A 13,071-nucleotide genomic window follows, 5' to 3' on the forward strand; every position below is an offset into this window, starting at 1 on the left:
GCGTTGAAATACAGAACCCCCGATGCGGTACATAGGGGGTTCTGAGTAGAGAAATGTTAGTTGAAAATGTGTAAACCTATTTCAGGACTAGACACTTCAGGTTATCAGGCGGTAGTCAGCATAACGACAGCCAGCGCCATCACCATCATGCCAGCCCAGCCGATGGGCTTGAGGCGCTCACCGAAGAAGAGCAAACCGCCCAGCGCCGTACCGACGATGCCGATAGCCCCCCAGGTGGCGTAGGCAACAGCCAGGTCAATCTGGCCGCCACTTACCGCTTCCGAGAGCAGGGTAAAGGCGCCGAGTACCAGCATGATCCCCAGGAAGCCCCACCCCTTGTAACGAAAACCCTTGGAGCGGTTGATAGCCATGTTGGCGCCGATATCGATCAGTGCGGCACCCAGTACAATCACAAACGGACTCATGCTGTGGCCTCCGCTTCTACTGACTTGTCTGCAGGCTCATCATGGGTCTCTCCCATGGTCACCATAACAATCCCCACTATCGCGAGAGCCAGGCCAATCAGCTCCTGAACGGTCACATCGTAACCAAGGAACATGACCGACACTATGGTGATCAGGGTGATCCCGAGCCCCTCCCAGAGCGCAAACGCAATACCAATGGAGATTGTTTTGGCGGCTTTAGCCAGCAACCAGTACGAGAAACCGATCAACAGCCACATCGGGATGTAATTCATCCAGCCAGCTCCCTGCTCGGGGATCATGGCCATGCTGGAGGTACCGGCGACCTCGGTCACGATGGCGCCGGTCAAAAACAGCCGGGCCAGAAACATACGACTTAATAACATATAAGATGCCTTTGTTGCTTCGACGGGAGAGATGGTAAACGGGGAGAAGCAACTCGCGACAATCGCTCAGCGTCGACTATTCCGACGCCACAGGTTTGCCTTGCCTTGGTTCGGCACGCTAAGGTGATGGTGAAAAACTCTGCCATGGCCTGTAAACATGAAGCTATATCAGATAGAACTCTTTGTAGAGTCAGCCAATAGCGGCTCTATTGCCAACACCGCCCGTCGCCTCGGCAAAAGCCGCAGCGCCGTCAGCACCGCCATCGCGGCGCTGGAAGTTGAGCTTGGCGTCGAACTTTTTGAACGAGGCGCCAATCAGAGTCGCCTGACCGAGATCGGCGAGCTGGTGCTTGATGATTGCACTCGCCTGCTGCAGGCAGCCAACAGCCTGCAGCAGAAGTGCAAACATTACGCCTCGGGGGCCGAAGTGGCGCTGCGGGTTGCCCGCGATGACGCGATTCCCGAGCCGGTGTGGCGCGAGATGCTGGCCAGCCTGCACAATCAGTTTCCCGGTACCAGTATCTCGCTGGTGCTCGCCTCCCCACCCGAACTGCCGGCGCTGGTGGAAGAGGGGTTCGTCGATGCCGCTTTTGGCCTTATTACCGAAGATCAGGAACGCAGCGGCCTCAATATCGACGTGCTCAACCCGATCCGCACCCTGATGGTGGTGGCACCCAGCCATCCGCTGGCCGGACTGAAGCGGGTCAAACAGCAGGATCTGACCGATCACACCCAGGTCACCCTCTCGTATGTAGATGAATTTTCGGTAAAAAGCCTGCTACCTGTGGGAGGCCAGCATATCGGCCTCTCCAGCTTCGAGTTGATGCGCAATGCGGTGCTGGACGGACTGGGCTGGGCGGTGCTCCCCTCGCCACTGATCCAGAGCCAGCTGCGACAAGGCTCCCTGCTGACCCTGAAACACAAGTTCAGCCTGCAGTGGCGGGATTACGGGGTCTATCTGGCGGAAAACGCCTATCACGGCAAGGTGTTGGCCTGGTTGAAGAAGTCTATCCAGGGGTATCTGGAACCTTTCGAGTAGCGATAAAGAGGCGGAGCCAGCTCACGATATCTACTTATCCTGATGATCCGAGCGGATGTGATCGTGCATACTGTTCACATACTCATTGAGCGCCGGAGGCGTAACCGATATGAGCAGTGCCCAAGACAAGGACGATATCTTGCTGGACGACGACATCATCGAACTCGATGATGAGGAGGTCGTGGTCCCCAAGGCACTCAACCCATGGCAAGTGCTGATCGTGGATGATGAGCCGGATATCCATCATGCCACCCGCCTGGCCCTCTCCAACATTCACTACAAATCCCGTCCGCTGGAGCTGCTCAATGCCTACAGCGGCGCCGAAGCTGGCCGCATGCTGGAGGCCAATCCCAGGATTGCGCTGATCCTGCTCGATGTGGTGATGGAGACAGAAGACGCAGGTCTGCGGCTGGTGCACCGGATCCGCAACGAAATGCACAACTCGCTGGTGCGGATCGTGCTGCGTACCGGCCAGCCCGGCCAAGCACCCGAGCAGCGGGTGATCCTCGATTACGACATCAATGACTACAAGACCAAGACCGAGCTGACGGTACAAAAGCTCTACACCACTGTCATCGCATCCCTGCGTTCATACGAAACCCTCAGTGCCATCGACAAGAGCCGTCAGGGGCTCGGCAAAATTCTGGAAGGAGCGGGCGATCTCTACCATCTTCATTCACTCAAGGAGTTTGCCTCTGGCGTGCTGAAACAGATCAGCGCCATTCTCGATGTGGGCACCGAAGGGGCTATCTGTGCCGAGCGCCGTCCTGGCGAACAGGGGCTGGAGATCCTCGCCGCCACCGGCGACTACGAGACTCTGCTGGATGATGGCAAGATCACCGACTTTCCCACCCTCAATGACTCGGTCCTGAAGGCACTGGCGGCGCGCAGCAACCGCTTTGAACACCCTCAGGATTCACTCTATATCGCCGCCCAGAATGGTCGCGAGTTCGTGTTGAGTTTTACCCCGACCCAGCCCCTCGATCCTCTCGAGTGCGATCTGCTGGATGTCTTCTGTCAGCGCATATCGGCGGCCTACGACAACCTCTATCTCTACAACCAGTTGCTGCGCGCCCAAGAGGCCACCGTGGTGGCGCTGGCGGCGCTGGCGGAGTTTCGCGACTCCGATACCGGCGAGCATGTCTTACGGGTGCAGAAGCTCTCGGATGCCATCGTGGCCGAATTGAAGCAGATGGCGGCCTATCCCGAGCAGCTGACCCCGGAGTTTGTCGAAATGATCGGTATGGCTTCCATCCTGCACGATGTGGGCAAGGTGGGCACCCCGGATCATATCCTGCACAAGCCGGGGCGTTTCGACCCGGAAGAGCGGGCCATCATGGAGCAGCACGCCGGTATCGGCGCCAATATCCTGCACAAGGCGGGCGAAATGGTGGAGGGAACCAGCTACCTCTCTCTCGGCGCCGAAATCGCTCGGGGCCACCATGAGCACTTCGATGGCAAGGGCTACCCGCATCAGCTGTCTGGTCAGCAGATACCCCTGTCGGCGCGGATTGTGGCGGTAGTCGATGTATTCGATGCCCTGCTCAGCAAGCGCCCCTACAAGGAGCCCTGGACGCTGGCGCAGACCATGGAGTATATCCAGTCCCGCTCCGGCACCCAGTTTGACCCTCATGTAGTGACAGCCCTGTCGCGACTGGTCAACGAATCGAGACTCCCCTACTCGCTCTGACCCCCTTTGCTCGCAACTCCACATGCCCTGCCGGTGACCAAGGTCAGCGGCAGGGCATCAAAACAGCCGTTTTGTTGCATCCCGCACACATCAAAGTGCCGCAAAGCGGAAACATCCCCCTTCTTTGTTAGCGATATCCGCTGAAATATGGTCATTTAACATCACATCGCTATAATATCGGCCTGCAAACCTGATACTAACAACGAAGGAATTATCATGAGCCTGAACCTGGTACCGGCCGGCAAGAGCCTGCCCGACGATATCTATGTCATCATCGAAATCCCGCAGAATGCCGACCCGATCAAATACGAAGTCGACAAGGACAGCGGTGCTATTTTCGTCGATCGCTTCATGTCTACCCCGATGTTCTATCCGTGCAACTACGGCTACGTGAACGCGACCCTCTCTCTGGATGGTGACCCCGTCGACGTACTGGTTCCGACCCCCTACCCGCTGCTGGCCGGTTCCGTCATTCGCTGCCGTCCAGTTGGCGTGCTGAAGATGACCGACGAATCTGGCGAAGATGCCAAGATCGTTGCCGTACCGCACTCCAAGCTGACCAAGCAGTACGACCACATCCAGGATGTGAACGATCTGCCGGAACTGCTGAAAGCCCAGATCCAGCACTTCTTCGAGCGCTACAAAGAGCTGGAAGCGGGCAAATGGGTCAAGGTGGAAGGTTGGGGCGACAAGGCCGCTGCCGAAGCCGAGATCAAGACCTCTGCCGAGCGTTACGCTGCCAAGTAAGCGTCACCCGGTTTGTAAAAAAGGCGTCTTATGGCGCCTTTTTTGTCGGTGTTTGCGGCAGCTGACCGGCTGCATCTTCGGCAGGATTGCCCTGAATGTATATTTCACGGCCATCTTTCTGGTAGGGACGATAGTAATCACCGCCACAGCGATAGCCGCCGCCCGGCTGGCTCATCAGCTCGCAGTTGACCGGCAACACCTCCAGCCACTTGATGGCCTGCTGGTAGCGCAGCCACTCCTGCCATTCGTGCTCGCGTGCCAGCTGATCACGCAGGGCAAAGGTATCCGCAGTGGACATCCCCTTGTTGACGATCACCTGACCCGCCATGGCTGGCAGGCTGAGCAGCCCAAACAGCACTATGATCCAAGGCTTCATAACCCCTCCAGAGTGACTTAATTTCACAATTAAATTAAAAGTCACATCAATCTGTTATCCAGATCACAAAACGAAACATCACCAAAGTGGTGCCGGCTCACCTAGTTGTTAATTATCGTCCACGGCAGGAAGCACCACCATGAAGCTGACCCCCGCGCTGTTGCTCAGCCTCACTCTCAGCACCACCCTTGGCGCCACAAGCAACGCCAGCGAGATCAACATGAGCTGGCAGTGGCAATCCACCGATGGCCAGCGCAAGCACTTCCAGCTGACCACCGACGACCAGGTGATGGCCGCCAGTCGCCACGAGATGAGCCTGCTAAAGGCTTCCCTCACCAATCCGCTGGAGACCCTTTACGCCTACATCAGCCCGCGGCTCTACAACAGCATCAACCTGATCAACCAGAGCAGCCCAGAGACCGCTACCAAATTTCGCAATCTGGAGCAGGCCTTCACCCTGCGGGACGACAGCATGGAGTCGCTGCTGTTTTGGCAAGCCTACCAGCAGTATCAGGAGGATGCCTTCTACCAGATGAGGGTGATCCCCTGCGTCCATCCTGCCAATCGCAAACTGCCTTGCGTGCGACCCGATTACTCCCAGCTCTTCTACCACTTCAAAGGGCATCTCAAGCCACTGGCGCAGCAATTTGCCGCCAAGGATCTCGCCACCAGCGTCAGCCTGCTACAGGAGTGGCTGAACGCCATCCCCACCCAACCGGAGCAGCTGGATCACTTCGCGCCGCCGCTGCAGGCGTTGCAGGATAACAAGGCCGACAGCGACGAGAAGGCGCTGCTGATGGCCAGTCTGCTGGCGGAGCTGGCGCCGCAATATGTGCTCAGCATCATCTATCCGGATATCAGCATCGGCAGCGTCTCCCCTGCCTGGCTGGCCATTACGGCAGACAGCGGCGTACCCGGTGATGTGGTGGTGATCAACAATCAGCGCCATGTGCTGCTGACCGGCTCGTCCCTGCTGGCCCAACAGATGACCATGGCCAAGATCCCCCTCATCAGCGAGTCGCTCTACTGACGCAGACAGCTCAGACCAGCAGCCAATTCATTGATTTTTATCGATGTCATGCCATCCTAGCCGCCCTTGCCAGCCAACCACCTGACTGGCGGGGCGCCGACGCTTCTGAATTGCGATCTTATTTAACACTTTTTAAACAGATCCGATCAGTTTAGGATGAAGCTCGCCCATTCCCTCAATCCGAAACTCGTTATAACATAACAAATGGAGTGTCATCAGGATGAAACATCTCGTACTTACTTTGGCGCTGCTGCCATCTCTGGTCTTTGCTCACAACTTCAAGGATGGCAACCCGGTGCCGCTGGTCAATGTCAGCGACAAGGGTGAGCTGGTACTGAACGGCAAGGATATCGGTTACCAGCCGTGGCAGAGCACCTCGCTCACCGGCAAGGTGTTCCTGATCCAGCATATTGCCGGTCGCTCCAGTGCCAAGGAGCTGAACGCCCCGATGATCGAGGCGATCAAGGCCGCCAAGTTGCCGCAAGACAAGTACCAGACCGTTACCGTCATCAACAGCAATGACGCCATCTGGGGCACCTCCGGCTTCGTGAAGAGCAGTGCCGAGGACAGCAAGAAAGAGTTCCCCTGGTCCGCCATGGTGCTGGATGCCAAGGGCATGGCGCGCAACGCCTGGGATCTGACGCCGGAAAGCTCGGCGATCATCCTGCTGGATAAAGAGGGCAAGGTGCTGTTTGCCAAAGATGGCCAGCTCGATGCCAACAACATTGCTACCGTGATGGGGCTCATCAAGTCCCATCTCTAAGTCAGAGAGAAAGGGCGCTGATGGCGCCCTTTCCATAAGGGTCTATGGGTCGTATCAAGCTGAAAATCTGGATCTTGCTGCTGGGCTGGTTATGGCTGCAGCCTGCCCTTGCCCGGCACCAGTTTGAATCTGCCCTGCCCGGCCACGACGACCATCACTGCCTGGTTTGCGCCCTCCATCTGGATGGCAAACAGGTCATCACCGCCACCCCCTATTGTTTCCCCGGTTCGACCTCTGTTCTGCCCGCAGTTGCAACCATGCAGCGCTCGGCGGATACCGCCACGCTTCACAGCTATGCCATCCGTGCGCCGCCCGCCTCTGTTTTTATCTATCCCTTTGTTTAAGTTCACTATTTGTTTTGAAAAAAGGATTAAAGATGAAAGCAGTTACTCTGTTGCTGGCGGTAGCCACCTTTGGCGCACACGCAAATCACGACGAACACGAGAGCCACAGCCACGGCGCCCACGAGCATGGCCACGGCCACCTCAATCTGGTGGTCGATGGCAACCAGCTGATGATCGAGCTGCAGGCACCCGCAGCCGATCTGGTGGGCTTCGAGCACGCCGCCAAGAGCGATGAAGAGAAGGCGCAGTATGCCAAGGCGGTCGCCCGCCTCCAGCAGCCTGACGCCCTGTTCCGCTTCGACCCGGCCGCTGGCTGCAAACTGACCCAGCAGGAGCTGCAAGCCGCCAAAGAAGAGCATGATCACGACCATGACCATGACCATGACCATGACCATGACCATGACCATGACCATGACAAGGCTGCCAGCGACAAACATGAAGACCACCATGATCATGACGAAGCGGGTCACGCCGATATGGGCGCCATGTACACCTACAGCTGCGCCACGCCAGCCAAACTGACCGGCCTTGAGGCGACCCTGTTCAGCGTCTATCCGAGCCTTGAGAAGCTGAGCGTGCAGGGGATCCTGCCCACTGGCCAGACCGCTGGCGAGCTGACCCCGTCCGCCAACAAGCTGAGCTGGTAACGCCATGAAAAAAGCCGTGGTTGAGATCCGCGATCTGGCCTTTGCTTGGCCAGGTGGCGACGCTGTACTCGATCTGCCCGCCCTCACCATCCGCGAGGGTGAGCGGGTCTTTATCAAGGGCCCGTCAGGCTCCGGCAAGTCGACCCTGCTCGGGTTGCTGGCCGGGATCCAGACCGCCAACCACGGCACCCTGGAGGTGCTGGGCCAACCATTGGCCCGGCTCTCTGGCCGTGCCCGTGACCACTTCCGGGCGGCCAATCTGGGTTATATCTTCCAGCAGTTCAATCTGCTGCCCTTTCTTTCGGTGCAGGACAACGTGACCGCTGCCCTCACCTTTTCGCCCGCCAAACGGGCCCGCCTGCAAGGGAGTCCGGAGCAGGAGGCGCGCCGTCTGCTGGCGGAGCTGCAACTGCCGGATGAGGCGCTGCATCGCCCCGTCCATGCCCTCAGCATTGGCCAGCAGCAGCGGGTTGCCGCCGCACGGGCGCTGATCGGCTCGCCGCCACTGGTGATCGCCGACGAGCCCACCTCGGCACTCGACACCGACAACCGGGCGGCCTTTATCAAGCTGTTGTTCGAGGAGTGCGACAAGCAGGGCTCGACCCTGATCTTCGTCAGTCACGATCCTTACCTCGAACCCCTGTTCCCACGGGTGGAAAACCTGCAACAACTTAACCGGAGGGCTACGTGCTAAAGCTCGCCCTGCAAAGTCTCTGGGCCCGTCGCCTCACCGCCGGGCTCACCCTGCTGGCCGTTGCCATCAGCGTCACCCTGTTGCTCGGGGTGGAACGGGTGCGCACCCAGGCCCGTGAAAGCTTCTCCAACACCGTCTCGGGTACCGATCTCATCGTCGGCGCCCGCTCCGGTCAGGTGAACCTGCTGCTCTACTCGGTGTTTCGCATCGGCAACCCCACCAACAACGTGGGGTGGGACTCCTATCAGGCCATCAAACAGAAACCGGGCGTCGCCTGGACCATCCCGCTTTCGCTTGGTGACTCCCACAAGGGATTTAGGGTGCTCGGCACCAATGGCGACTACTTCACCCACCTGAAGTACGGTCAGCAGCAGTCGCTGCAACTGCGGGAAGGGCGGCCGTTCGAGACGCCGTTTGAAGCTGTACTCGGCGCTCAGGTGGCCGAGAAGCTCGGCTATCACCTCGACCAATCCATCGTCATCGCCCACGGCGCTGGCAACACCTCGTTCAGCCAGCACGACAATCTGCCATTCAAGGTGGTGGGTATTCTGGCGCCGACCGGTACGCCCATCGATCGCACCATCCATGTGCCGCTGGCGGGGATAGAGGCGATCCATCTCGGTTGGGATACCGGCCGTCACAGCAAGAACGTGACGCCGGAGCAGGCGCTGGCGCAGGATCTCACCCCGAAAACCATCACCGCCTTTATGGTGGGACTGAGCAACCGGATCCTGGCGTTCCAGCTGCAGCGCAGCGTCAACACCTATCCCAAAGAGCCGCTGATGGCGATCCTGCCGGGCGCCGCCCTGCAGGAGCTGTGGAGCCTGATGAGCGTGGCGGAAACCGCCCTATCGGTCATCGCCGGTTTTGTGGTAGTCGCGGGCCTGATCGGCATGCTCACTACCCTGCTGGCTGGGCTTAACGAGCGGCGCCGGGAACTCGCTATTTTGCGATCCCTCGGCGCGGGCCCTGCCCACCTGTTCCTGCTGCTGGCGCTGGAGGCCATGACGCTGACCACGGTCGGTATCGCTCTCGGGGTCGCCGTGCTCTATCTGGGGCAGGGGCTTGCCTCGCCCTGGCTGCTCAGCCACTATGGCCTGCAACTGAGTCTGGGGCTGCCGAGCACCTACGAGTGGCAGTTGTTGGGGGTAGTGTGGCTGGCAGGCATGGTGATTGGCCTGCTCCCTGCTGCCCGCGCTTACCGCTACAGCCTGAGCGATGGCATGAGCATTCGCGTCTAGCGAGACGCCCAAAAATAGAAACAGAAGGACAGATGATGAAGTGGAAAATTGTGGCGCTGCTCGCCAGCCTGCTGGTGCTGCCCGCCCTGGCCGCCGATTACAAGACCATCGACTGGGATGTGCTCATCCCGGAAGGGGAGAAACTGCTACCACCGCCCCAGGTCAATCACGAAGATCCCATGTCGGTGCCGCAACCGGTGGGCGGGGTAAACAAGAAGCTGGACAACCAGGATGTGCGCATTCCAGGCTTCGTGGTGCCGCTGGAAGGGGATGCCAAGAAGATCACCGCCTTCCTGCTGGTGCCCTACTTCGGCGCCTGCATCCATGTGCCGCCGCCCCCCACCAATCAGGTGATCTATGTGAGCTACCCCAAGGGTGCGCCGGTGGATGACCTGTGGGATGCCATCTGGGTGAAGGGCAAGATGCGCACTGTCAGCTCCAGCCACGAGATGGCCACCGCCTCCTATTCGATGGAAGCGGTCGAGGTGAGCGTCTACGAGGAGTAATCCTTCCGTTGCAAAAAAAGCGGCCTCCACGGAGGCCGCTTTGTTATCTTGGCATCCAGGTTGGAGTAACATTCAGCTCCAGAACCTGTGCGAATGGAGTCAGCATGGCAGACCTCCCCCCCCCGAAAAAAGAGAGTTCGATCCTGAGCAGCCAGGAGCAGACCCTGCGTCTGGCCCGCAGTCGCGGTATCGACGGCATGCTCACCCGCAATACCGACAGCACCTTCGAACAGCGCGCCACCTTTCGCCATCTGGCGGATCAGGCCGCCCGCCAGCGCAATCTGGAAGCCATCATGGTGATGGCCTCCCGCCACTGTGAAGAGACCGCGGCTGGCGGCGAGATGGACAGCGACTGGCTGACCCGCTTCCTGCAACTGGCGGAAGATATCAGCATGGTGCCGATGCAGCAGCTGTGGGGGCGGATCTTCGCGCTGGAAGTCGCCACCCCGGGCCGCTTCTCCATCCGGGCGCTCGCCACCCTCAAAGAGATGACCCAGCGCGAGGCCCAGCTGTTCCAGCGCATCTGTTCACTGACCTGCCACTACACCGGCAGCGACGAGCAGCGACTGCTGCTGGGGCTGCACAAGGGGGCCACCCTGCTGAGTCGTGCCAAGGCAACCCGCCTTGGCCTTGGCAAATACCGACTGCCCTACAACGCCCTACTGCAACTGTTTGAGCTCGGGCTGCTGCATCGCGCGGAGCTGGAGTCCGGCCCACTGCCCGCCGATGGGGTCGAGCTGGAGTTTGGCAACCAGCGCTGGCGGCTGCAGTGCAAGCAGAACAACATCACCCTCCTCTACTACCGCCTCACCCCGGTGGGCAACGAGCTCGCCCAGCTGCTGCAAGAGTCGCCGCTCGAGGAGTACCTGCAGGATCTGAAAACCGTGCTGGTGCAGGGGATCCAGATTGAAGTGATGCAGCTCGTCAGCACCCCCTCCTCACCCGCTCCCGACCCTCTCCCCTGAGCTCTGGCGGGGCAGCTGATGCCCCGTCGGTTCGTGGTTCCTTCGCATCAAGCTGCTGGCTCCAAGCTTATGGACTTGTCCAGAATTGGTTGCAAATTGCAGATGCCGCAGAGACACACCCCGTCAGATCCGTTGCATATTGCAAACAGCAACGATCTTTTCCTGCCAAAACGACACTAATAACACATCAATCATTAGCTTTTGCCAGCTGGCCCGCCCTTTGCACATGTCTTGATGCAGATCAAAACTTAACCATCACAGCTCGGGAGCAAGGCCATGAGAATCAATCAACCGGTTACCCAAAGAGAACGTCTCTATCCAGACCACCAGAGCCTGATTTCCACCACGGATCTGGAGAGCCGCATCACCTACGCCAACGAGGAGTTCTGCGAGATTGCAGGCTTCTCGCTCGACGAGCTGGTGGGGGAACACCACAATCTGGTGCGTCATCCTGACATGCCGAAACAGGCCTTTGCCGATCTGTGGAACCATATTCGCGAAGGCAAGAGCTGGATGGGGCCGGTGAAAAATCGCTGCAAGAGTGGCGATCACTACTGGGTCAGCGCCTTTGTCACCCCCATCAAGGATGCCAGCGGCCGGGTGGTGGAGTATCAGTCGGTGCGCACCGCCCCGAGCGAGGAGATCAAACAGCGGGCCGAGAAGGTCTATGCCGACCTTCGCAACAACAAGCTGCCGCTGGCGCTCAAGTTGCCCACCTTCTCCCATACCCTGACCATCAACCTCTGTCTGCTGCTGAGCCTGCTCGCCATGTTTGCGCTGGGCTACAACCACGACATGAACTGGCAACTGGCGCTGGTCGCCCTGCCGCTGGCGATAGCGGCCATCACCCTGAATGCCCTCTCCCGCCGCCTCGGCAAGCTCAACAAGATGGCCCGCAGCCGCTTTGACAACCCGCTGATGCAGCTGCTCTACACCAACAAGGTGGACAACATCGCCGCCATCGAACTCTCGATGGTGATGAATCAGGCCGAGTTCAACGCCGTGCTGGCCCGCACCCAGCAGACTTGTAGCAAGATCCTGCAGGCCGCCGAAGGGGATCTGCGCAACGCCGAATCCATCACCGACAACCTGCAACAGCAGCAGGCCGAAACCAATCAGGTAGCCACTGCCGTGACCGAGATGTCGGAATCCATTCGCGAGGTGTCGCAAAGTTCGACAGACTCCTCCAGCCTGCTGGATGAAACGGCCGTGCTGTTCAAGAGCGGCAACAGTAGCGTGGCCGAAACCGTGGCTGCCGTGGCAGGCATGAACAGCGAGCTGACCACCTCCAAGAGCGTGATCAGTGCGCTGGTCGGCCACTGCCGCGATATCGATGGCATCCTCGATGTGATCAACAACATCGCCAACCAGACCAACCTGCTGGCCCTCAACGCCGCCATCGAAGCGGCCCGGGCTGGCGAAGCGGGTCGCGGCTTCTCGGTGGTGGCCGATGAGATCCGCACCCTCGCCATCAAGACCCAATCCTCGACCAGCGAGATCCAGAAGATGATCACCGAGCTGCAAACCAGCGCCGGGGATGCAGAACAGGCGATGGAGAAGGGCTGCCAACTCTCCGAAAGCTGCCAGCAAAAAGCCTCGGCGACCGGCACCATACTCCAGCAGATCAACGATATGCTGCAGCAGGTCGCCTCCGGCAGCAGCCAGATTGCCCAGGCGGTACAGGAGCAGTTCCACGTCACCGCAGAGATCAACCGCAACGTACTCAGCATCAAGACCCTGGCCGATGACTCCAGCGTCGGCAGCCAGCACGCCGTGCACGGCATCACCCAGCTGGTAAACCAGTTGAGCGATCTAGACCGGCTGGTACGCCAGTTCCAGAAGGGCGCTCCGACAAGCCAGAGCCGCTACGAAGTGGCCACCACCCGCGCCGTGCCGGTACGCCAAGCCAGATAACCACTACCCAAACAATCACCGCAGAAAAACCCTATGGGCCCAAGGGCACATAGGGTTTTTTAGTGTCTACCAACAAGAGGCGATACTCCCGCTTTCACCGTCCGATTTTCCCCAGCTCTGATGGACGCATCTGTTGAAAATTCATATCGCCCCCGTAACTGAGTAGTTTGTTGATCTTGCTCAGGAAATTTTCCACATCTACTTTCTTCCGCAGCCCCATTCGGTAACATAGCCGCTTGGCAACCTCTTGCAGGAGTCAGCCATGAGCCAAACCAGTGCCAAAACGCAGGTAACAAGTAGCAGACTG

15 protein-coding genes are annotated in these 13,071 nt (G+C 59.1%); 12 read left to right on the plus strand and 3 right to left on the minus strand.

The window, feature by feature from the left end:
• Positions 1 to 104: 104 nt before the first annotated feature.
• Positions 105 to 425 carry an SMR family transporter gene (locus AB5Y76_RS08885; protein WP_005335659.1) on the minus strand — a complete coding sequence of 107 codons (321 nt, stop codon included), beginning with the start codon at positions 423 to 425 and terminating at the stop codon, positions 105 to 107.
• On the minus strand, positions 422 to 808 hold the full coding sequence (locus AB5Y76_RS08890) for a multidrug efflux SMR transporter (RefSeq protein WP_005335660.1): 387 nt from the start codon (positions 806 to 808) through the stop codon (positions 422 to 424). The genes AB5Y76_RS08885 and AB5Y76_RS08890 overlap by 4 nt, the downstream gene beginning before the upstream one ends.
• 157 nt (positions 809 to 965) lie before the next feature.
• Here AB5Y76_RS08890 and AB5Y76_RS08895 point away from each other — a divergent pair, with 157 nt between their 5' ends.
• The 3 genes from AB5Y76_RS08895 to ppa all read left to right on the plus strand — a co-directional run bounded on the left by AB5Y76_RS08895 (position 966) and on the right by ppa (position 4,284).
• On the plus strand, positions 966 to 1,847 hold the full coding sequence (locus AB5Y76_RS08895) for a LysR family transcriptional regulator (RefSeq protein ID WP_005354677.1): 882 nt from the start codon (positions 966 to 968) through the stop codon (positions 1,845 to 1,847).
• A gap of 109 nt (positions 1,848 to 1,956) precedes the next feature.
• Positions 1,957 to 3,537, plus strand: coding sequence for a DUF3369 domain-containing protein (locus tag AB5Y76_RS08900; protein ID WP_263718338.1), 1,581 nt, complete (start codon positions 1,957 to 1,959; stop codon positions 3,535 to 3,537).
• Between the two features lie 216 nt (positions 3,538 to 3,753).
• The gene (gene ppa / locus AB5Y76_RS08905; protein WP_005335667.1) at positions 3,754 to 4,284 is read left to right on the plus strand and encodes an inorganic diphosphatase; all 531 of its coding nucleotides are present in this window, start codon (positions 3,754 to 3,756) and stop codon (positions 4,282 to 4,284) included.
• A gap of 28 nt (positions 4,285 to 4,312) precedes the next feature.
• Here the strand turns inward: ppa and AB5Y76_RS08910 are convergent, their stop codons facing one another.
• Positions 4,313 to 4,660 carry a hypothetical protein gene (locus tag AB5Y76_RS08910; RefSeq protein WP_201904453.1) on the minus strand — a complete coding sequence of 116 codons (348 nt, stop codon included), beginning with the start codon at positions 4,658 to 4,660 and terminating at the stop codon, positions 4,313 to 4,315.
• Positions 4,661 to 4,799: 139 nt separating this feature from the next.
• Here AB5Y76_RS08910 and AB5Y76_RS08915 point away from each other — a divergent pair, with 139 nt between their 5' ends.
• From AB5Y76_RS08915 to AB5Y76_RS08955, 9 genes are all read left to right on the plus strand, one after another.
• Positions 4,800 to 5,690 carry a hypothetical protein gene (locus AB5Y76_RS08915; protein WP_005354684.1) on the plus strand — a complete coding sequence of 297 codons (891 nt, stop codon included), beginning with the start codon at positions 4,800 to 4,802 and terminating at the stop codon, positions 5,688 to 5,690.
• 220 nt (positions 5,691 to 5,910) lie between these two features.
• On the plus strand, positions 5,911 to 6,453 hold the full coding sequence (locus AB5Y76_RS08920) for a YtfJ family protein (protein WP_005343253.1): 543 nt from the start codon (positions 5,911 to 5,913) through the stop codon (positions 6,451 to 6,453).
• A gap of 44 nt (positions 6,454 to 6,497) precedes the next feature.
• A complete protein-coding gene (locus tag AB5Y76_RS08925; protein ID WP_199427620.1) occupies positions 6,498 to 6,797 on the plus strand; it encodes a DUF2607 family protein in 300 nt (99 codons plus the stop codon).
• A 32-nt stretch (positions 6,798 to 6,829) separates the two neighbouring features.
• On the plus strand, positions 6,830 to 7,444 hold the full coding sequence (locus AB5Y76_RS08930) for a DUF2796 domain-containing protein (protein ID WP_368177712.1): 615 nt from the start codon (positions 6,830 to 6,832) through the stop codon (positions 7,442 to 7,444).
• Positions 7,445 to 7,448: 4 nt separating this feature from the next.
• A complete protein-coding gene (locus AB5Y76_RS08935; RefSeq protein ID WP_005354693.1) occupies positions 7,449 to 8,138 on the plus strand; it encodes an ABC transporter ATP-binding protein in 690 nt (229 codons plus the stop codon).
• The gene (locus tag AB5Y76_RS08940) at positions 8,132 to 9,379 is read left to right on the plus strand and encodes an ABC transporter permease (protein WP_263718336.1); all 1,248 of its coding nucleotides are present in this window, start codon (positions 8,132 to 8,134) and stop codon (positions 9,377 to 9,379) included. The genes AB5Y76_RS08935 and AB5Y76_RS08940 overlap by 7 nt, the downstream gene beginning before the upstream one ends.
• A 32-nt stretch (positions 9,380 to 9,411) precedes the next feature.
• Positions 9,412 to 9,885: a DUF3299 domain-containing protein gene (locus AB5Y76_RS08945; protein ID WP_026034852.1), complete on the plus strand. Its 474-nt coding sequence runs from the start codon at positions 9,412 to 9,414 to the stop codon at positions 9,883 to 9,885.
• A gap of 104 nt (positions 9,886 to 9,989) precedes the next feature.
• Complete coding sequence (locus AB5Y76_RS08950; RefSeq protein ID WP_042079971.1) at positions 9,990 to 10,850, plus strand: TIGR03899 family protein; 861 nt, start codon at positions 9,990 to 9,992, stop codon at positions 10,848 to 10,850.
• Between the two features lie 276 nt (positions 10,851 to 11,126).
• Entirely contained in the window at positions 11,127 to 12,764 is a 1,638-nt protein-coding gene (locus AB5Y76_RS08955; protein ID WP_263718335.1) for a PAS domain-containing methyl-accepting chemotaxis protein, read from the plus strand.
• The last annotated feature ends 307 nt before the right edge of the window (positions 12,765 to 13,071 follow it).

This window comes from Aeromonas sp. R1-2 (assembly GCF_040908505.1).
GTDB classification, from domain to species: Bacteria; Pseudomonadota; Gammaproteobacteria; order Enterobacterales; family Aeromonadaceae; genus Aeromonas; species Aeromonas veronii.